15 protein-coding genes are annotated in these 20,147 nt (G+C 61.9%); 9 read left to right on the top strand and 6 right to left on the bottom strand.

The features are described from left to right. Positions 1–101 precede the first annotated feature (101 nt). Complete coding sequence (locus tag ABDK06_RS12450; RefSeq protein ID WP_394941480.1) at positions 102–1,352, top strand: L,D-transpeptidase; 1,251 nt, start codon at positions 102–104, stop codon at positions 1,350–1,352. Between the two features lie 158 nt (positions 1,353–1,510). Here the strand turns inward: ABDK06_RS12450 and ABDK06_RS12445 are convergent, their stop codons facing one another. Then, positions 1,511–2,308 carry an RDD family protein gene (locus ABDK06_RS12445; protein ID WP_394941478.1) on the bottom strand — a complete coding sequence of 266 codons (798 nt, stop codon included), beginning with the start codon at positions 2,306–2,308 and terminating at the stop codon, positions 1,511–1,513. Between the two features lie 57 nt (positions 2,309–2,365). Here ABDK06_RS12445 and ABDK06_RS12440 point away from each other — a divergent pair, with 57 nt between their 5' ends. Together ABDK06_RS12440 and ABDK06_RS12435 are read left to right on the top strand one after the other, a co-directional pair. Beyond that, entirely contained in the window at positions 2,366–3,358 is a 993-nt protein-coding gene (locus ABDK06_RS12440; RefSeq protein WP_394941476.1) for a stage II sporulation protein M, read from the top strand. Positions 3,359–3,457: 99 nt separating this feature from the next. Beyond that, positions 3,458–4,618: a TIGR01906 family membrane protein gene (locus tag ABDK06_RS12435; protein ID WP_394941474.1), complete on the top strand. Its 1,161-nt coding sequence runs from the start codon at positions 3,458–3,460 to the stop codon at positions 4,616–4,618. A gap of 8 nt (positions 4,619–4,626) precedes the next feature. Here ABDK06_RS12435 and ABDK06_RS12430 read toward each other — a convergent pair whose 3' ends face one another. Both ABDK06_RS12430 and ABDK06_RS12425 read right to left on the bottom strand, forming a co-directional pair. Further along, positions 4,627–6,456 carry an AMP-dependent synthetase/ligase gene (locus tag ABDK06_RS12430; RefSeq protein ID WP_394941472.1) on the bottom strand — a complete coding sequence of 610 codons (1,830 nt, stop codon included), beginning with the start codon at positions 6,454–6,456 and terminating at the stop codon, positions 4,627–4,629. Positions 6,457–6,483: 27 nt separating this feature from the next. After that, positions 6,484–8,151, bottom strand: coding sequence for a dolichyl-phosphate-mannose--protein mannosyltransferase (locus ABDK06_RS12425; protein ID WP_394941470.1), 1,668 nt, complete (start codon positions 8,149–8,151; stop codon positions 6,484–6,486). Between the two features lie 103 nt (positions 8,152–8,254). On the opposite strand from ABDK06_RS12425, the gene rsmI reads away from it, so the two are divergent. Next, on the top strand, positions 8,255–9,118 hold the full coding sequence (rsmI, locus tag ABDK06_RS12420; RefSeq protein WP_394941468.1) for a 16S rRNA (cytidine(1402)-2'-O)-methyltransferase: 864 nt from the start codon (positions 8,255–8,257) through the stop codon (positions 9,116–9,118). 132 nt (positions 9,119–9,250) lie between these two features. Continuing rightward, a complete protein-coding gene (locus tag ABDK06_RS12415; protein WP_394941466.1) occupies positions 9,251–10,729 on the top strand; it encodes an NAD-dependent succinate-semialdehyde dehydrogenase in 1,479 nt (492 codons plus the stop codon). 22 nt (positions 10,730–10,751) lie between these two features. On the opposite strand, the gene ABDK06_RS12410 is transcribed toward ABDK06_RS12415, so the two are convergent. Genes ABDK06_RS12410 through ABDK06_RS12400 form a run of 3 tightly spaced genes read right to left on the bottom strand, consistent with a single transcriptional unit; the run spans position 10,752 to position 15,525 of the window. Then, on the bottom strand, positions 10,752–13,082 hold the full coding sequence (locus ABDK06_RS12410) for a transglutaminase TgpA family protein (RefSeq protein WP_394941464.1): 2,331 nt from the start codon (positions 13,080–13,082) through the stop codon (positions 10,752–10,754). Next, positions 13,079–14,467: a DUF58 domain-containing protein gene (locus ABDK06_RS12405; protein ID WP_394941462.1), complete on the bottom strand. Its 1,389-nt coding sequence runs from the start codon at positions 14,465–14,467 to the stop codon at positions 13,079–13,081. The genes ABDK06_RS12410 and ABDK06_RS12405 overlap by 4 nt, the downstream gene beginning before the upstream one ends. A 2-nt stretch (positions 14,468–14,469) precedes the next feature. Beyond that, the gene (locus tag ABDK06_RS12400; protein WP_394941460.1) at positions 14,470–15,525 is read right to left on the bottom strand and encodes an AAA family ATPase; all 1,056 of its coding nucleotides are present in this window, start codon (positions 15,523–15,525) and stop codon (positions 14,470–14,472) included. Positions 15,526–15,612: 87 nt separating this feature from the next. Between ABDK06_RS12400 and ABDK06_RS12395 the strand changes: the two genes are divergently transcribed. The 4 genes from ABDK06_RS12395 to ABDK06_RS12380 all read left to right on the top strand — a co-directional run bounded on the left by ABDK06_RS12395 (position 15,613) and on the right by ABDK06_RS12380 (position 20,140). Further along, positions 15,613–16,548, top strand: a complete 936-nt coding sequence (locus ABDK06_RS12395) for a TatD family hydrolase (protein WP_394941458.1) — start codon at positions 15,613–15,615, stop codon at positions 16,546–16,548. Positions 16,549–16,869: 321 nt separating this feature from the next. Continuing rightward, positions 16,870–18,018, top strand: a complete 1,149-nt coding sequence (locus ABDK06_RS12390) for a transglycosylase family protein (protein ID WP_394941456.1) — start codon at positions 16,870–16,872, stop codon at positions 18,016–18,018. A 195-nt stretch (positions 18,019–18,213) separates the two neighbouring features. After that, on the top strand, positions 18,214–19,089 hold the full coding sequence (gene rsmA / locus ABDK06_RS12385; protein ID WP_394941454.1) for a 16S rRNA (adenine(1518)-N(6)/adenine(1519)-N(6))-dimethyltransferase RsmA: 876 nt from the start codon (positions 18,214–18,216) through the stop codon (positions 19,087–19,089). Positions 19,090–19,162: 73 nt separating this feature from the next. Then, the gene (locus ABDK06_RS12380) at positions 19,163–20,140 is read left to right on the top strand and encodes a 4-(cytidine 5'-diphospho)-2-C-methyl-D-erythritol kinase (protein ID WP_394941452.1); all 978 of its coding nucleotides are present in this window, start codon (positions 19,163–19,165) and stop codon (positions 20,138–20,140) included. Positions 20,141–20,147: the final 7 nt, after the last annotated feature.

The following is a 20,147-nucleotide window of genomic DNA, read 5'->3' as shown; positions in this document are numbered from 1 at the left end:
TGAGACACGTCGTGGCACCGGGCATCGCCGATCCTGAGCTAAAATAAGATATACATTTTTGCCGGATTTATTGGTGTGGGCTGTGGTGCGGGGAGTTGGGCATGACTGAAGTCGGACAGGTTAAGAAGAACCGCAAGGGCTGGAAGATCGGCGTGATCGCCGGTGTCTGCGTTCTTGCGGTGGCCGGCGGCGTCGGTGCGGCAACCGTGCCGACCTGGGCGAACAACACGATTGCCTCGGAGGCCCAGAAACCGGCCAATAACGAGCCTTCTCTGGTCGCCCCGGTGATCAAGCCCATGGTGCTCGGCGTGACTCCGGCCGATGGCGCCGCCGCGGTCAATCCGGCAACCCCTGCCGTGGTGAAGGCGACCAATGGCACGGTGAAGAACGTCAGTCTGGTGGATGACACCACCGGTGCCGCGGTGAAGGGCAGCGTCAGCGCCGACGGTTCAACCTGGACCGCTGGCGCGCCCTTGAAGTTCAACACCAGCTATACCTACAACTACACCGTGGTCGATCAGGCCAATCGGGAAACCACGAAGAGCCAGACCTTCAGCACTGTGCCGGAAGGCAATGAAGCCGATGCCTGGAGCTATGTTCCCGACGGTTCAGTGGTCGGTGTGGGCCAGCCGGTGGAATTGAACTTCAGCGAGCCGGTGCTCAATAAGGCAGCTGTGGAAAAAGCCATTAAGATCAGCTCCACCTCGGGCCAGGTCGGCGCTTTCCGCTGGTACGGCAATGAAAAATTGCGATACCGTCCGGAGACCTTCTGGAAGGCCGGCAGCACGGTCACCATCGATATGAAACTCTTCGGGGTGGATTTCGGCAATGGCCAGATCGGCAATTTCAATAAGACCATCACGATGAAGGTCGGCGATAAGCAGGTCCTCGAAGCTGACGCTGCGGCGCATGTGGCCAAGTACTACGTCAACGACAAGCTGGTTCGTACCATTCCGGTCACCATGGGCGATCTGAGGTTCCCTTCAGCATCCGGCTACCTGGTGGTACTGCGGGATAAGCAAGACCCAGCTGTCTTCAAGGCTTCCACGATCGGCCTGAAACCGGGAGATCCGGCCGACTACGGAACCATCACGGTTCGGCACGCCACCAGACTCAGCTTGAGCGGTGAGTTCATCCATCAGGCCACCGACAGTGCGCTTCCCTATATCGGCCAGACCAATCTCTCGCATGGCTGCATCGGCATGGACGCGGAGAACGCCAAGTTCATGTTCGATAACTTCCTCTTCGGTTCCGTGGTGCACGTCAGCAACAGCACCACGAAGGAGACCATCGCCAATGACGACGGCTTCGGAGACTGGAATATCCCGTTCAAGCAGTACGCCTCACGCTGATATCCCTCTCCACTCGACGGTGTTCCGCGAAGTACCCTTGGCCCGCTGGCGCTGAGCGATTCAGAAGCTATTTCATGATGTGGGATGGCCCGCTGCGGTGACAGTGCACTATCCCGAAATCATTCGGCTATCGCGTTCAGGGGCGGGCGTTTTTCCGACTACTCAAAGGGCAGCCGGCTGAGCCTGGATCCGAGCTGATCAGAGCGCTCTTTGGCGGCGGTCAGCCGGCGGAAATCTCGATCTCTGCGCTCTGCGGAGACCGCGATAAGGAATGCATCTGGCATGGTTCCGGCGGGCGGTGGCGGGGAGACCCAGGCGCTCACTTCATCGGCGAGAGACCTCGCGAGGTTATCGCGTGAGAGCGGCGTCATCTTTGCCGCTTGCTGTTGAAATTGCGAGATCCGTCTGGCCAAGCCATCCGGCAGCCTGCCGATATCGGCGAGTTGCGCCCAGGCCCGCAAATAGGGTGGGGTGTTCAGCACCATCAGCGGGGTGGGTGGCACTCGTTCTCGCATCGAGTAGGTGCCGGCAGCAATATCGCCTAGGCGCTTCGACCTCTGATTGAGGATCGAGACCAGGAAGGCGACGGTGCCGAAGGTCATATAGAACTCGAAGGATCCCAACAGGCCCCTGACCAAGGCCTGCCGAAAACGAATGGACCCACCGTCGTCACGCACGATGCGCAGGCCCATAGCGTATTTCCCGAGAGATTTTCCCCGAGTCAGCGTCTCCACGGTGATCGGCACGATCACGGTGAAGAACACCAGCATGCTGGTGACGATCGCGGTGCCGGCAGCCCTATCGATGTCGCGGACGAAGTTGAAGATGAACATCAGGCTGAGGTAGTAAGCCACCACGGTGGCGAGCAGATCGATCAAAGCGCCTAGGCCTCGGGCGGCGAATGAAGCCGGGCGCAGTTCAAGAACGACGGCTTCTCCCGTGACGATGCTGCTCATGCCGACTAGCCTATGCGAATTAGCTCGGCTAGCCGAGCCATCAAGTAGGGTGGTGTTGTGGATCTGGACGCCTTCACCATAGTGCACCGTGAGGAATGGGCACGGTTGAAGGAGCTCGCTGCTCGGCGCAGGCTCAGCGGCGTGGAAGCCGATGAGTTGCTCAAGTTGTATCAGAGCACCTCGACTCATCTTTCGATGATTCGCTCGGTCGCTCCGGAGAACGCACTTTCCGCCTCTCTTTCGACCTTACTGGCTCGTGCCCGGACCCGGTTCACCGGCGCCCGGTCCAACGCCCTCGAAGACTTTGCAGCTTTTTTCGTCGTGACACTGCCGGTAGCGTTCTATCGGCTTCGCTGGCTCACCGTGTCGATCGCTGTGGCTTTTCTGCTGGTCGCTCTGTTCTACGGCGTGTGGGTGGCAAATACCCCTGAGGTGCTCAAAGCGATGGGTAGCGACGCCGATTTCCGCCGTTACGTCGATCAGGAATTCGTCAATTACTACTCCGAGAACCCAGCCGCTTCCTTCGCCGGCCAGGTGTGGACCAATAATGCCTGGGTTGCCGCCCGGGAAGTGGCTTTCGGGATCACCGGACTCTTTGTACCGGCGGTGCTCTATGAAAATGCCTCGAGCCTGGGTACTTCGGCGGGGGTGATGTTCGCCTATGATCGTGGCGACGTCTTCTTCAGCTATATTCTGCCGCACGGGATGATGGAGATGACGGCGATTTTCATCGCCGGTGCCGCCGGGCTGAAAATCTTCTGGGCCTGGATCTCGCCCGGGCCCCGGCGTCGTTCCGAGGCGCTGGCGATCGAAGCTCGCTCGCTGATCACCGCGGCGATAGGCCTGGCGCTGGTGCTGCTGATCTCAGGCATGGTGGAGGGCTTCGTCACGCCGTCGTCCTTGCCGGTCTGGCTGAAGATCACCATCGGTGCTCTGGTCCTGGCTGCCTACTGGAGTTATGCGCTGATTCTGGGCGGACGTGCGGCTAAAGCAGGCTATAGTGCCGACCTGAAGGAAGAAGACAGCGGAGCCAGAGTTCCCACGGTGTGAGAGCTGAAGGGCATCCGTGGGCTGACCAGCCGCTGCCTGATTCCGGGGTACACGGGGTGGCAGCGTGTGCCTCCGCCCTTCGCCGGGTAGCCTCGAAGGGTGAGTGAAAAAGTGCAGCCTTCTCAAGACAAGCCGAATAGCAGCCAACCCGAGGGCCCGAAGTCAGAGCTTCAGCCACCGGTTTCTGCGAGAAGCCAGTCGAGCCAGGAACTGGCTGAGGAACTGGAGCAGCATCGGAACTCAGCGGATGATGAACCGGCTTTCTCCTGGATGGCTGCCGCTTCTCCCTCGGCTGCTCCCGCTGCTCGGCAACCGGAGCAGACACCTCACCCGGTGACGCCGCTCGCAGAATCTGCGAAGGCCAGTGAGCCGATTCAGAGCGGCGCTTCCACAGCCCAGGACTCAGTAAGGCCGATGCGCCCCGCGAAGACCTTGCCCGCTGCGCTCAAATCAGAACCACCGACCGAAACCACCATGCTCACGATGCGCCCGCCCGCGGAGGAGGTCGATCGCCGGGCTGCTGAACGGGAGCAGGCCGGGCAGTCCAAGCCTCTGATGCCCCGGATCTGGCAGGTACTGATTGCCGTCTTCTTCCCCGTCGTGCTGCTGAGCCTGGCGATCAGGGCCATTGCCTCGCCGGTCTTCCTCTGGGTGGAGTACAACCGTCCGGGCTTTCCAGCAGACGGTTTCGGGTTCTCCTCCGACGATCGCACGACTTTCGGTTCTTATGCGGTGGACTACCTGAACAACTTCACCGGTTCGCGTTTCCTGGGCGATCTGGTCGGCGGCAATGGCTCCAGGCTCTTTCAGGCCGGGGAAGTCAGTCATATGGCCGACGTCAAGGGCGTCTATCAGATTTCCATGTTGATCGGGTTGGTGCTGCTGATCCTGATGATCGTTGGAATGTTCTACCTTTCGCGGCGCAGCGTGGGCGGTATTCGACGCAGTCTGTTCGCCGGTTCGATCGCGACCCTGGCCATCATTATCGGGATCGGGGTTTTCGCCCTGCTCGGCTGGGAGCGCTTCTTCACCGATTTCCACCAGATCTTCTTTGCCAATGGCACCTGGACCTTCCAGCTCTCAGACACCTTGATTCGCTTGTTCCCGGAGCAGTTCTGGACAGATTCTGCGGCCACGATCGGCGTCATCGTCTTGCTGGTAGCGTCGCTGACGCTGGCTTTCAGCTGGCCCACCAAACGCCGGCGTCAGGCGAGTGCTGAAGCCCGGAAGCCCAGCCAGGGTCGGCGCGCGGCCGTCTAGTTCCGTGGTCAGCGGCGGAAGAGATCGTCGATCTGAGCCCGATAGTCGTTGAGCACCGCTGCTCGCTTGACCTTCAAAGAGGGGGTCAGGTGGCCTGATTCAACGGTGAAATCTTGCGCCAGAACAACGAATTTCCGCACTGATTCGGCTCGGGAGACCGAGGAATTGGCGGCGTCTATCGCTTTTTGGAGTTCCGCGCGCAGTTCTTCCGAGTCATTGGCCTGGGCGCTCTCCAGGGTCAGCCCGCGCTGCTTCTTCCAGCGCTCGAAGGCTTCGACGTCGAGGGTTAGCAGGGCAGCGATAAAAGGTTGTCCTTCACCCACCACCACGGCCTGGGAGATCAACGGCGCGTCGCGCAGGCTAGCTTCCAGCGGGCCGGGGCTGACATTCTTGCCACCCGCGGTGACGATGAGTTCTTTCTTCCGACCGGTGATGGTGAGAAAGCCGTCTTCATCGAGGTAACCCAGATCCCCGGTTCGGAAGAAGCCATCGACGAAGGCTTCCGCGGTGGCTGCTGCATTGGCGTGGTAGCCCTTGAACACACCGATGCCTTTGACCAGTACCTCGCCGTCGTCCGCGATCCGGATCGTGGTGCCGGGCAGCGGAATGCCGACGGTGCCGACTCTGGTGTGGCTCGGGGTATTCGCGGTGCAAGGTGCGGTGGATTCGGTCAGCCCATAGCCTTCCAGGATCATGATTCCCGCGCCACGGAAAAAATGTGCTTGCTTCAAGCCCAGGGCGCTGGCGCCGGAGACCGTATAGTGCACCTCTCCGCCAAAGGTCTCCCGCAATCTGGAATAGATCAACCGATCGAAGAGCAGGTGCCGCGCTCGTAGCAGCAAAGAAGGTCCTCTGGAGAGGCCGCGAGCGCGTGAATCGAGCTGCTGGGAGAACCTGATAGCGGTTTCCACTGCCAGGTCGAAGAGCTTGCCACGGCCGGATTCCTCGGCTTTGAGCTGGGCGCCTTCGAGGACTTTTTCGTAGATCCGAGGGACGCAGAGCAGGAAGCTGGGCTTGAATTTCCCCAGATCGCCTAACAGTTCACTGACTCCGCTGGTGTGCCCCAGAGTCGTTCCGGCACTCAGGCAGACTACCTGAACGGCCCTGGCCAGGACATGAGCCAGCGGCAGGAACATCAGAGTCCGGCTTGCCCCTGATTCGAGGACCTCCGGTAAGAAAGGGGGAGTGTTCTTCGCGATGAGAGCGAAGTTGCCATGAGTGATCTCACAGCCTTTGGGCCTTCCGGTGGTTCCGGAGGTGTACACCAGCGAGGCCACGGAATCGAGCCCGGCGACCTGGCGCTGAGCCTCCAGCTCCTCGTCGCTGATGCCGCGTCCGACGGCGACCAGGGCAGCCAGGTGCGGGGAGTCGCCGTCATCCTCGATGCACCACAGTGAAACCGGGCCTTGACCGAGCAACTCTGACTGGCTCAGCACCGTGCGCAATTGCTGTAACTTCTGAGCGTCTTCCACCACGGCCAAGGTGGCCCCGGAGTCGGCCAGGATCCATTCGATCTGGCTGAGCGAGGAGGTCTCGTAGATCGGCACGGTGACTCCGCCGGCGAGCCAGATGGCAAAGTCCAGGACGCTCCACTCATAGCGGGTACGGGACATCACTGCCACGGTGTCTCCCGCTGAAATTCCGGAGGCCACTAAGCCTTTCGCCACACCACGGGCCTGCTCCAGGAACTCCTCGGCGCTGACCGGCTGCCACTGATCAGCCACTTTGCGCTCGTACAGTGCAGCCCGTGGTGCTTTCACCACTCGCTCCAGGAGCACATCGGTGATGTTCGTCTCCTCGGGCAAATCGACGATCAACGCGGTGCTTGCTTCATGCATCGGACTGTCCTGTCATTGAATCTGTCATTAAATCCAGCTCGGCATCCACATATGGCTGCGCCAATAATCGTAGGTGATGGTTTCCGCCGTCCAGAGCGGGAAGAAGAAGGCACTCAGCAGCACCGCCAGTACGACCAGGAACCCCACGATGACCGCGCCGTGTTGCCGTCGCCAGGGAGGAGAGTGCTCGGGGCCGAGGATCAAGCCCAGGCAGAACACGATGGCCAGGATCATATAGGGTTCATAGGCGATCGCGTAGAAGAAGAAAATGGTGCGATTCGGGTACATCAGCCAGGGCAGATAGCCGACTGCCCAAGCGCACAGAATGCCGCCGGCCCGCCAATCCCGTCGGAGAATCCAGTAACCGATCAAGAAGACCACGGCTGCTGCACCGCCCCACCAGATCAGCGGGTTGCCCAGCGAAGTGACCACTTGCGCGCATTTATCGGAGCCACATTGATTGTCCGGGTACTCGGCGTAGAACGAGGTGGGTCGCCCCATCACGAACCAGGACCAGGCATTGGCTTTGTAAGGGTGGTCGGAACCCAAGCCGGTATGGAAGGTATAGGCTTCCAGATGATAATTCCAGAGTGCTCTTAGCGGGCCGGGAACCCAGCCCCAGCCAGCGGGTGCGGGATTGTTGTCCGCCCAGTTCCGGCCCCAGGCATCTGAGGAGAGGAACCATCCCGTCCAGCTCGCCAGATAGGTGGCCAGCGCCACGGGGACGATGGTCAGGAAAGCCGCCGGGGAATCCTTCAACAAGGCGCCGGTGAACCAGTACCGAACCCCCGCGATGCGGCGTGCATTGATATCCCAGAAAACCGTCAGCAAGCCGAAGCCCGCGATGAAGAACAGTCCTGACCATTTGGTTCCAGCGCACAGTCCTAAGCAGACCGCGGCGGCGATCCGCCAGGGGCGGATGCCCAGCCAGGGGCCGTAGAGCAGGATCTTGGCATCTGCGCGGTGCGGTTCAAAAGCCAGTTTGCGGGCCAGCCGGCGGGCCAAGCGCTTTCGGCCGTCGTCGCGATCCATCACCAGGGCGGCGAACGCGAGCAGGGCGAAGAACATCACGAAATTGTCCAGCAGAGCTGTTCTGGACTGCACGATGGCGTGACCGTCAATGGCCAGTAATAGCCCTGCAATGGCGCCTAGAATCGTTGAGCGGAACAGTTTCTGGGCGAGCAGCGCCACAATCAGAATGGCCAGCGTGCCGACCAGGGCCGAGCTGAACCGCCAGCCGAAGGTGTTAGAAGGCCCGAAAAGCCACATCCCGAAGGCGATCATCCACTTACCCACCGGCGGATGCACCACGTATTCGGGGGTATTGAGCAAGCCGGAGAAATCACCGGCGTTGAACTTGTCATTGGCGTTCTCCGGCCAGCTGCGTTCATAACCGCTGACCAGCATGGAGTACGCATCTTTAACGTAGTAGGTCTCATCGAAGACCAGGGATTTTGGATCGCCGAGTCTGACAAAACGCAGTACACCGCCGATCACAGCGGTCAGCAGGGGAGCTAGCCAGTACCAGAGCCGTAGCGACAGCGGGGTGTCGAGAAAGCGCCAGCCAGTGCCTTGTAACCTCAGCAGTATGCTGCGATAGCTGAAGGCGGCCCTGGAATCAGCCAGCCAGCTGCGCTCCGTGATCTTCACAGAGCCCGAGGGCGGCGGAGCGGGATCGCTGAGGTTCAGACTCACCCTGTTATGTTACCGGCAGCACGCTGCAAATCAGGGAGGAGGTCCAGCCTCGTGCAGATTCTCTGCCTGCGCTCCCGGTGGCTTCGAGAGATACGCTTGAGCCATGCAGTCTTCGCGGGAAGCCGATTCCACCGGTCAGATCATTCTTGGAGCGACCCCGATCGGGAACCCAGCTGACGCTTCCGCGCGGCTTATCGAGTGGCTTGAGACGGCGGACCTGGTAGCCGCGGAGGATACCCGCAGGCTTCATAAACTGACAGGATCACTCGGCATCAGGGTCAGTGGCCGGATTTTCAGCTATCACGAGCACAATGAGCTCAGCCGGACCGCCGAGCTGATCGAGCAAGTCCGCTCCGGTGCCACCCTGCTGATGGTCTCCGACGCCGGGATGCCCGCGGTCTCTGATCCTGGCTATCGCCTGGTGCAGGCGGCCATCGAGGCCCGGGTCAGGGTGACCGCGATTCCCGGGCCCTCAGCGGTGCTCACCGCCTTGGCGCTTTCAGGTCTGCCGACCGATCGTTTCAGCTTTGAAGGTTTTCTGCCTCGTAAAGCCGGGGAACGCAAGGGGAAGCTGCAGCAGATGGCGGGCGAGCAGCGGACCATGATCTTCTTTGAGGCTCCGCATCGGCTGGAAGCCATGCTGGCCGCGCTCGTCGAGAGTTTCGGACCGGAACGGAAAGCCGCGGTGGCTCGAGAACTGACGAAGACCTTCGAAGAGGTGCTGCGCGGCAGCTTGCAGGAGCTGCACGAGTGGGCAGCCAGCTCCGAAGTTCGTGGTGAGATCGCCGTTGTGGTGGGCGGCAGCCACGGCATCGTGCGCTCCGCTGAGGAGCAGGTGGCCGCTGTGCTGGAGCTCGCTGAGGGAGGTATGCGGCTCAAGGACGCGGTGGCGGTGGTTGCTGAATCCTCTCAGGCCAGCAAGCGGGAGCTCTACGAGGCGGTGCTCGCTGCGCGTGCCGGGAGTTGAGTAGACGGCGGTCACTATGCAAATGCACAAAGTATTGGCTTCCGCTAGGGCATCGGGCGCATAGACACTGTGCCTTGGCGGCAATAACGTGAGGGCAAAGACCTCTATTTCCCCCTACTTGAAGGACGATCGATGACTGTCTCCCCTGAGCGGATTCAAGAGCTTCTCGCTGCTGTACCCACCGAGTTATTGATCGGCGGTCACTGGCGGCCCGCCGCGAGTGGTAAGACGCTCGACGTCCTTAATCCGGCGACCGGTGAGGTTTTGCTGAGCATCTCCGATGCCGGGCCGCAGGACGCTGCGGCAGCGCTGGATGCCGCGGCAGCAGCTCAGGAAGCCTGGGCGAGTACCGCACCGCGGGAACGCGGGGAGATCCTGCGCCGCGCCTTCGAAGCGGTGACCGCGCGCGCTGAGGACTTCGCCCTGCTGATGACCCTGGAGATGGGCAAACCGCTCGCCGAGGCCCGCGGTGAGGTGACTTACGGAGCCGAATTCCTGCGCTGGTTCTCGGAGGAGGCGGTGCGATCTTTCGGGCGTTACTCGATCGCTCCGGACGGCAAATCCCGTCTTCTGGTGACAAAAAAAGCGGTCGGGCCTTGTCTGCTGATCACTCCATGGAATTTTCCGCTCGCGATGGCTACTCGCAAGATCGCACCCGCGGTGGCCGCTGGCTGCACCATGGTGCTCAAACCCGCGGCGCTGACCCCGCTGACCTCGCAGTTGTTCGCCGCCGTGTTGCTTGAGGCGGGCCTGCCCGCGGGGGTGCTCAACGTGATCACCACGAGCACCGCGGGCGAAACCACCGGGGATCTGATCAAGGATTCCCGGCTGCGCAAACTATCCTTCACCGGCTCCACTGGGGTCGGTCAGCGTCTGCTCGCCGACGCTTCGCACAATGTACTGCGCACCTCCATGGAATTGGGTGGTAATGCCCCGTTCCTGGTCTTTGAAGACGCCGATATCGATGCCGCAGTAGCCGGTGCGATGATCGCCAAGCTTCGGAACATGGGGGAGGCCTGCACGGCGGCGAACCGCTTTATCGTGCACGAGAGCGTGGCAGAAGAATTCAGCAGCAAGTTCGCTGCGCGGATCGCCGAGTTGACCACCGGCCCCGGCATCGAGGATTCCACCAATGTCGGCCCACTGATCGATGAGAAGAGCAGGCAGAAGGTGCACGAGCTGGTCAGCGAGGCAGTCTCCGATGGGGCTGTGGCGCTGACCGGTGGCGCTCCGGTGGCCGGTGAGGGCTATTTCTACCGCCCGACGGTGCTCACCGGAGTGCCCGAAGGAGCCCGCATCCTGGCGGAAGAGATTTTCGGTCCGGTGGCCCCAATCATCACTTTCAAGGATGAGGCTGAGGCCGTTCGGCTGGCGAACAACACCGAATACGGATTGGTGGCGTACGTCTTCACCCGGGACTTGAATCGCGGGTTCCGGATGGGAGAGAAGCTGGAAACCGGAATGCTCGGCCTGAACGCGGGTGTGGTCTCCAACGCCGCAGCTCCTTTCGGCGGGGTGAAGCAGTCCGGTCTAGGCCGGGAAGGTGGCCTGGAAGGCATTGAGGAATACCTCTACACCCAGTACATCGGAATAGCCGACCCTCAGGCCTGAGCTTTCGGCAGGACCCGGTGGCTCAGCGCTTCCGACGGAATACGCGACTGAATCCTGCTGCCCAGCGACGTAGTGTGGACGACGGAAACCAGATGGCACGCAGCCGGCGGCTGAGCGGAGCAAGCAGCCTGAGAGACTGCTTTGCTCTCAGAAAATCGTTGGCTGCTGCTGCGCTCGTCGCTGGAGCGCCGGGGGGCCCGTAACTACTGCGCTCCACTTCGCCGAGCAGCGAGTCGAGCGGAGGGCCTGGAGTGCCCGCTAAACCGGATTCCCGCAAGCGCTGCGCGAAGCGGCGCGGGGTGTCGCTGGGCTCGGCGGGCAGGCCGAAGTCAAGAGCGGTGTCCTGGAGCTCCGCCCAGGTTGCCCGCGGGGTCTCGGAGGCTAAGCGATTGCGGCGGAGCAACTCGCGACTCAGCGCTGGAGTCAGCAGCAGGAGCACTAGCAGACCGGGCACCACGAACCAGAGGAACTCCAGACCCGGGGCTTGCGATCCTTGGGCGGCTCCGGGTAAGGGCAGCGGCGCGGTTTGCGCTGGGCTGCGGCTCGGCACCGGCTTGGGCAGTTCCTCCGGGGTCTCTTCTCCGGGCTGCGGGCTGCTGGGCGGCAAGGCATAACCGGGAACCTGCCCGCGGGAGGGCGTCGGTTCAAAAGCTACCCAGCCCAGGCCTTCGAAATAGAGTTCAGGCCAGGCGTGAGCCAGCCGCCCGTCGACGGCATACTGGGAGAGCTTCTCACCCTTGACCTGGACGGTTTCCCCGGTGCCGACGCCCGGGGCGAAACCCACCGCTATCCGGCTGGGAATCCCGGCTTCCCGGGCCATGGTGGCCATAGCGGCCGAGAAGTGAACGCAATACCCGCTTTTCACCTGGAGGAATTTAGCCAGCGCATCCATGCTACTGCCGTCGTAACCGCCGGAGACCGGGGCCTGTAGAGAGTAGTTGAACTCTGGCCCTCGCAGGTATTGCTGGATCGCCATCGCTTTGTCGTAGGGAGTGGGTTGACGCCCGGTGAGTTGCAGGGCGGTTTCCTTGATGATCGACGGCGTATCCGGCGGCAGCGTCATGAAGATCGGGTCAAAACCGGCGTGTGGCCGAGAGACGGCCTGGCGCAAAATCGCCGGGGTGAGCACGGGCTGCAGGCTTTGCACCAGGTAGGACTGCCCCAGAGTGCCTTCATCGAGGGCTTTGACGGTCAAGGTTTTGGAGTCAACGCTCCAACGCCCGCTCAAGCCGCTGATCAGTGCCGGTGCATAGGGTGCCGGAAGCCATTCATTCGAGAAGTTAAAGGTGTTGATCTGAGTGGTCACCGATTGCAGCGGGATGCCCCCCGGAGCGAAGCCGTCCTCGATCTGTTCCAGACCCAGCTGAATGCCAGTGCCGCGATCTGTCGGCTCCCAGTTGTCGCCGTTGAAATCCTCGATCGTCACGGTACGCAGGTAGGGCGCGTTCTCTGCTGAGGTCGCATAGCTGATCTGCCCGGTGCCACTGGGATTGCGCAGGTCGCTGCCCAACGAAAGGAAGGGGCTCAAACCGGAGACCGGCCCAAAGGGGTTAAACCGGGAGCCCTGCGGAAAGGTGCCGGTGCTGAAACCTGGAAGCACCAGGGAGATCAGCAGTGCGATCACCACCGCGCTGGTGCCCACGCTGAGCACCCTCAGCCATTGAATGCTGGATCTTGCGCCCTGGAAATCCGGCTGAAATTGTCGGCTGATCGCCAAGATCAGCAGATACCCGACGGTACCGAGGACGAAACCGAGCACGCCGAGGCTATCCACCTTGATGATCCCCGGGATCAGTGCGATCACCAGCAGAGCCAGCCCACTGGTGGCGGGCATCAGCAAACCGACGGCGAGGACGTCGCTCAGGATCGCAGCTAATCCAACACCCAGGCACATCACGAACACCACGGCGGTGCTGGCTGGAATGGGTGCCACCCCGCGGATCACCTGGTCCGAGGTCTCTTGCAGCAAGGCCCCGGCCTCCGCCAGGCTGCCGGGGCTGGGAATCACTCCGAAGTAGGCGGTGGAACTGAAGAACACCAGGTTCAGCTCCAGGATGAGTGCTATTGCACCCCCTACCGGAGCCCATCCGGCGGGCAGTCGCAGAGTGCGGGAGAGTGCCATCGCGGCTAGGACGACGGCTACCGTGAGGGCAATCGAGAAGATCCATTCAGTGCCTCGAACCACTCCAGAGAGGCCTAAAGCGGTGCCGCATACCGCAAAAAATATCGCTCCCGCCATGGCCCAAGGAGCTGAACCGGCCTTGGGCCTGCTGCTCCGAGCGGAGCCGCCGCGCTGCGTATCGAGAGGTCCCGTTCCGGATGCCGGGCCGGAGCGTTCCAGGGTGCTCGTCATCCGCTTTTCCCCAGACCGGTGGGCTGTCGATCTTTCTGAGCGGCTGGATCAGCCGTTGAATCGAGTATCTCCCGCGAGTCGAAAGCGTTCCAGACGGCGGCAAGCGCGCTGTGCTCGTCAGCGAGTACCACTCGCCAGCCTCCCTCACGGAGCACCGTGGCCACGGCTTCGCTCCGTTCGGCGCGGTCGCTGCAAATGATCGCCCAGGCTGCGGTGGTTCCTTCGGCAGCAGGGGCCACCGCCAAAGCCTGATCGGTCGAAACATCGCCCAGCAGAGCTATCAGCGGACCGCGCTGCCGGTTCAGGGAGAGCCTGTCGAGCAGCCTTTCATTGAAGGCGGTCAGGCCTGGCTCTTCCTGCAACTCTATGGCGGCGAGCGATTCCGCGATGCTCGATAAGCCCGCTGAGCCAGCGTATTCCTCGACCAGGGGCTCGGGAGCTGATCGTGAACTCCCCAAGCCTGGACGCCCGAAGACATCCAGCACTCGCAGATCGTAGTTGCGCTCGATCAGGTGGGCGCTGATCGACATCGCTGCCACCACTGACCATTCGAAGCGGGCCGAGCTGCGCAGTTCGGGATGCTCGTCGTCCTTGCCGTGATGGTTCGCGGAGCTGTCGTGCTCGAAGGCCACCGCGCGCTGATCCAGCAATAGCACGGCCTCCGGCGTCGTCACCGACTCTTCCTGCCGCACCATGAGCTGGCCGTGCCGCGCCGTGGCCGGCCAATGCACCCGCCGCATTGGATCGCCGTGCCGGTATTCCCTGGTCATCACGTCGTCGTCACTCGGATTCGCCTGTTGCCTGGTGGCGGTGCTGCCATCACTGCCCCTCGCCCCGGAGAGCGTATTGCTCGGTAAGTCCAAGGCCCGGGGAGTGACGGTCAGAAGATCGGTTCCGGGTAAAGACTGAAGGTGCCGACTCATCCCGAAGACATCGCCCAGTTCGGCGCTCACCGGCCCGATGGAGAACTGCCCCCGGCTGGCGGGTCGAAGATGGTATTGATAGCGCGAGCCGTGCAGGCCGACGTCGAGCGTGGCCCGCACCCGGCCCGGGTAACTGAATTCCGGTGAACGGCCGAATCTGCCGGGCAGCTTTTCCTGCATTCTGACCTTGCCGCCAAACCTGGTCGGGCCAGCGACCGTCAATTCAACGGTACTCGTTGAGTCGGCTTCGACCACGACCGGGCTGAACTCTCGATGGACAGTGAATCTCGGGGCGATGATCCGGACCGTGATGGCCGCCAGCAGGGGTAATAGCAGCAAGAAAAGCCCCAGTGTCAAAAGGTCTTTGCGCCCCATGATCTGGGCCAGCAGGATGCAGAACAGGCCAGTGCCGATCAACCCCCAGCCTCGAGCTGTGAAAAATCTGGCTCTGCCGAGATCCATGCTCAGCTCCGGGCTGAACCGTGATGCGGGATGGGCAATCTGGCCAGAATGGCGGTGATCAGGCCGGACGGCGTCTCGCCCGCGCTGGTGGCCTTCCGATCGAGCAGAATACGGTGCGATAACACTGGAGCGGCAATGGCGGAAACATCGTCTGGCAGCACGAAGTCCCGGCTTTCCAGTGCCGCGGTGGCCTTTGCCGCCCTGAGCAGCTGGAGTAGCGCTCGCGGGCTGGCACCGAGTCGGATCTGAGCGTGCTCCCTGGTACTGGTGCCGAGTGCAACGATGTACTCCTTGACTGCGGGGGAGACGTACACGGCTTTCACGGCCTGGATCATCGCGGCGATCTCCGCGCTGCTGGCCACGGCTCGCACCCGGGTGAGCGGGGAGATCGATTGGTGGGATTCGAGCATCTCCAGTTCAGCCGCAGCATCCGGATATCCCATCGAAATCCGCGCCATAAAGCGATCCCGCTGGGCTTCGGGCAGCGGGTAGGTGCCTTCCATTTCGATCGGGTTCTGGGTGGCGATCACCATAAAGGGCTCGCTGAGCGCGTAGGACTTGCCATCCACCGTCACCTGATGTTCTTCCATACACTCCAGCAGAGCTGACTGGGTCTTCGCCGAAGCCCGGTTGATTTCGTCGCCGATCACGATATTGGCGAAAACAGCTCCCGGGCGGAATTCGAAATCGTGCGAAGCCTGGCTGAAGATCGACACCCCGGTAACGTCCGAGGGCAAGAGATCCGGCGTGAACTGGATTCGGCTCACCGAGCAGTCGATGGTTCTGGCCAGGGTCTTGGCCAGCATGGTCTTACCGACGCCGGGAACGTCCTCAAGCAGCAGATGGCCTTGGGCTAACAGCACGGTGAGTGCCAATTTCGAAGCATCGGCTTTGCCGTCCATCACGGTATTGATTTCCGTCAGAATACGGCTGCTGAGCTGCTGGAACTGTGCGGTGGAGAGCTGCCCCGGGGTGAGTTCCTCGGCGGAGCCTTGGCGGAGCGATTGCCCTTGCTCGCCCTGAAGTCGAGGTTCACTATGAAACTGCCCTTGGCTCACTGACTCTCCCCACCTAGACCCGTTCTGACGACCGGTGTGATCAAGATTACTATCTCAGCCCGAAGGCTGCGTAGTTAGAGTGGGCATATGAGTTCTGAAGTACCCACCGCCTACGCCGCCACCTCGCCCTTCGAAGCGGAGCAGGCCGCCGGCCCACGGCGCGCCGGGCACGACGACGGCGGACGACGTCGCAAGCTGGATTACCCGCCGGCTCCCGAGCCGCTGCCCGAGCCGGTGATCGACAACCACACGCACCTGGACTTCCGGGATGGGTTAGTCGAGGTATCGGTGACCGAAGCGCTCGACGCCGCGGCAGCTGTCGGGGTGCAGGGGGCGGTTCAGGTTGGCTGCGATCTCGAATCTTCTCGCTTCACGGTATCCGCCGTGGACGCCGACCCACGTTTGCTGGGGGCGGTGGCGATCCATCCCAACGACGCGCCGGAGCTGGCGAGCGAAGGCGCGCTCGAGGCCGCGCTCGATGAAATCGCGGCGCTCGCGGCGCATCCCCGGATCAGGGCCATCGGGGAGACCGGGCTGGACTACTTCCGTACCGGTCCAGAGGGCCGAGAGCAGCAGCACTATTCCTTCCGGCGGCACATAGATCTGGCCAAGCGGCTCAAGCTGGCACTGCAGATCCATGATCGGGATGCGCATCAAGACGTGGTGCGCCTGCTCGCCGAGGAAGGGGCGCCTGAGAATGTGGTGTTTCACTGCTTCTCGGGAGATGAAGAACTCGCCAGGATCTGCAACGAACAAGGCTGGTACATGTCTTTCGCCGGAACAGTGACCTTCAAGAACGCTGATCCCTTGAGGGCTGCACTATCAATCGCGGATCGATCCTTGCTGATGGTCGAGACGGATGCGCCTTTTCTGACACCGCACCCCTTTCGAGGCCAGCCCAATGCCAGCTATCTAGTGCCCTACACGGTGCGCTCGATGGCCGAGGTATTGTCGGTCGACCTGGCCGATTTCGGGGCCCAGCTGCGCCGAAATACCGAGGCTGTCTACGGTTCCTGGGGCTGATCTTTGGATCGCCAGCTGTGTCCTGGATCACATTGCTGAGGGCTTTCACTTGGCAGTTAGGTAACAGTTCGGTTACAGTGGTATTCAATAGCCGGGGTCGGGGAAGACCTGCGGACAACGTCGCGCCTGATACTTTTCAAGCTGCTGAGCTAGCTCTGTACCGCTTGAAAAGTTGTTTTCATTTTGAGGCCTTAGTGTTTTGCGGCCTTTTTCAGGTGCAGGCGGCGTGCTCTGAGGCAGTGGTTTCGGTCTTCACCGAACTCGCTGAGAACTCTGTGCGCTTGTCTCCGTGCCCGGACACTTGAGTAGTAAAGAGCAATAGTGACCAACATCTTCACCACCAACGGCAAGCTGAGCTGGATAAAAATCGGCGGCCAATCCCTCGTGCTGATCGCACTGGTTTTCGGACTCGTCGGATTCGTTACCGCTAATAAGACTGTCAGCTTGACGGTGGACGGGGCCCAGAGCTCGGTGCAGACCTTCGGCGGCTCTGTGAAAGAGGTTCTGTCGCGGGCCGATGTGAAGATCTCTCCCGAAGATCAGGTCACTCCTTCCCTGGAATCAGTGGTTGCTAATGGCACCGCCATTACGGTGAACACCTCCAAAGATGTGAAGGTCACCTTGGATGGCGCCCAGACCATGGTGCAGACCCACGCCGGTAAAGTAGCTGATCTGATCAGCCAGCTCGGCGTTGCTTCGAACGCCGTAGTCAATGCCGCTCAGGATGCACCATTGGTCGGTGACGGGACTCAGCTGAGCATCACCACCCCGAAGAAGATTCAAGTGGTCGCCGATGGTAAGCGGGTGGCTCAGACCACGACCGCCGCCACGGTGAGCGAGGTGCTGAAGTCCGTGCAGATCAGCGTCGGTGCCAAAGACCTCATCTCGGTGCCGGTAGCCGCTCCTGTGGTCGCCGATATGGTGATCAAGGTTTCCCGGCTCAAGTCCGACGGCACCGTGACCAGCAGCGAAGACGTTCCCTTCCAGACCGAAGAGACCGTTGACCCCAAAGCTTTCAAGGACGAGAAAAAAGTCACCCAGCAAGGCGTTGCCGGTAAAGTGACCAAGACTTACAAAATCACTACCATCGATGGGCACGAAGTCAGCCGGACGCTGAGCGGCCAGGTTGAGACGGTCAAGCCGATCGTTCAGAAGGTGACCGTCGGCGGCAAGGATCGCCCCAAAGCGCCGGAAGGCGGAAACACCGGGAAAGCCGCACCAGCCACCGCGAACGATGCCATGTGGGATCGCATTGCGCAGTGCGAGTCCGGCGGCAACTGGGCGATCAACACCGGTAACGGTTACTACGGCGGGCTGCAATTTGACGCCGGTTCCTGGCTCGCCAACGGCGGCGGGGCTTATGCGCCGCGTGCAGATCTGGCCACTCGTGCTCAGCAGATCGCAGTCGCCAATACCTACTACGCCAAGGCGGGCCTGGGCCCGTGGGGCTGCGCAGGAGCCGCCGGCTAGCCCACCTGGTGTCGGGCTGATAGCCAGCTCCCCAAACTCGCAATAACCCCTGTGAATCCAGCCGTCCCACTGAGTCTTGCAGAAGTTGCAGAAGTGCTATGAAAATCGCCACTTTGGAAACTTTGTTAACACTCAGTGGGACGGCTGGTCTGGTGAAAGGTTAGTTGTGAAGCGTTGCCCGGATAGACTGCTGAGGTGAATCTGCAGCCTGATCCCTCCTTACCCCTGTTGGGTGCCGCAGACGTGCGCCGGTTGGCTGCTGAACTGGATGTGCGGCCCACCAAAACGCTAGGGCAGAATTTCGTCATTGACGGCAACACCATTCGCCGCATCGTCGCGGCTGCCTCTCTGACCGAAGATGAAACAGTGCTCGAGGTCGGGCCGGGGCTGGGTTCTCTCACGCTCGGTCTGCTGGACGCCGCGCAAAGCGTGGTCGCCGTCGAAATCGACGCCAAGCTGGCGCAGAGGTTACCGCGTACCATCGCGGAACTACGCCCGGAGAAGGCCGCCTCGCTCCATGTGGTGACCGCCGATGCGCTCAAAGTTACCGAGCTGCCCATCCTGCCCACCGCCCTGGTCGCCAATCTTCCCTACAACGTGGCGGTGCCGGTGGTGCTGCACCTGCTGGAGAAGTTCCCGTCGCTGCGACACGGTCTGGTGATGGTGCAGGACGAAGTGGCGGACCGACTGGCGGCTCGTCCGGGAAATAAGATCTACGGGGTGCCCTCGGTCAAAGCGGCGTGGTACGCCGAGGTTCGCAAAGCCGGGGTGATTGGCATGAACGTCTTCTGGCCAGCACCGAAGATCTCATCGGGCCTGGTCGAGTTCGTCCGCCGCGAACCACCCGAGAGCAGGGCCAGCCGAGCCCAGGTCTTCGCGGTGATCGATGCCGCTTTTGCGCAACGGCGCAAGACCTTGCGAGCAGCGCTGGCCGATTGGGCGGGCAGTGGTGCCGAGGCAGAACGCCTGATCGTGGCGGCCGGGGTGGACCCCAGCGCCAGGGGCGAGGTGCTCGATGTGAAAGCTTTCGCGAGCATCGCGGATGCCCGGCTCAATTCGCTGGAGCCTTGATCCTGCAAAGCTGTATATTGCTTCGGTGGTCTCTGAAGTCACTGCTTTGCTCCGGCGTTGATAGGTTAGGGACATGACGCCATCACGCGCCACCTCTGAGGCTGGCTCAGTCCGCTCCCGGACTGTTCGGGTCAAGGCACCCGGGAAGATCAACGTTTCCTTTTCCGTTGGCCCGTTGCGTTCGGATGGCTACCACTCGGTGGCGAGCGTCTATCTTGCGGTCTCCCTGTACGAAGAGGTCTCCGCAAGGGCGACCCAGGGCAAGGACATCACGGTTTCACTGAAAGAGGGTTCGCTGGGGCGGGATCTCCCGCTCGATGAGAGCAATCTTGCGGTACGCGCTGCCCGGCTGATGGCTGAGGTGAGTGAACGGCCCAGCGGAGTGCACCTGGAAATCACCAAACGAGTCCCCATTGCCGGAGGCATGGGCGGCGGCTCGGCCGATGCCGCAGCGACCTTGCTGGCCTGTGACGCCCTCTGGGACGCCGGACTCTCCCGAGAGGAATTGACTCATCTGGCCGCCGAACTGGGCGCTGATGTGCCATTTTCCTTGTTGGGCGGGGCCGCCGTGGGGCTGGGAGTAGGGGATCAGCTCACCCCGGCGCTGGCACCGAACCCCTTGCACTGGGCTCTCGTGCTCGCTGATTTCGGACTATCCACCCCCACTGTCTTCGGCGCGCTCGATCGTTTGCGGATAGCGCGCGGCCAGGAACCGCAGGATCCTGAGCAGATCGACCCCGAAGTGCTGCGCGCCCTGCGCGCGGGGGACGCCGTGGCTCTGGCCGGGGTATTGCACAACGACCTGCAGCCCGCCGCCACCAAATTGGCCCCTCAGCTGCTCGACGTCCTTGATCAAGGGGTTGAATACGGCGCACTGGCCAGCATCGTCTCCGGCTCCGGACCCACTGTGGCGATGCTCGCGGAATCGGAGGGCCACGCCATTGAGCTGGCAGACCGGCTGATTGACGCCGGGCAGCATGCGCTCGCCGTGCATTCTCCGGTACACGGTGCGAAAATCATCTCTGACCTCACGCTGGCGTTCGATCGATAAGGAAGAA

The sequence above is a fragment of the Psychromicrobium ferritrahens genome, assembly GCF_043789415.1.
In the GTDB taxonomy this organism is placed as follows: Bacteria; Actinomycetota; Actinomycetes; order Actinomycetales; family Micrococcaceae; genus Renibacterium.
This window is presented reverse-complemented; position numbering and strand designations above follow the sequence as displayed.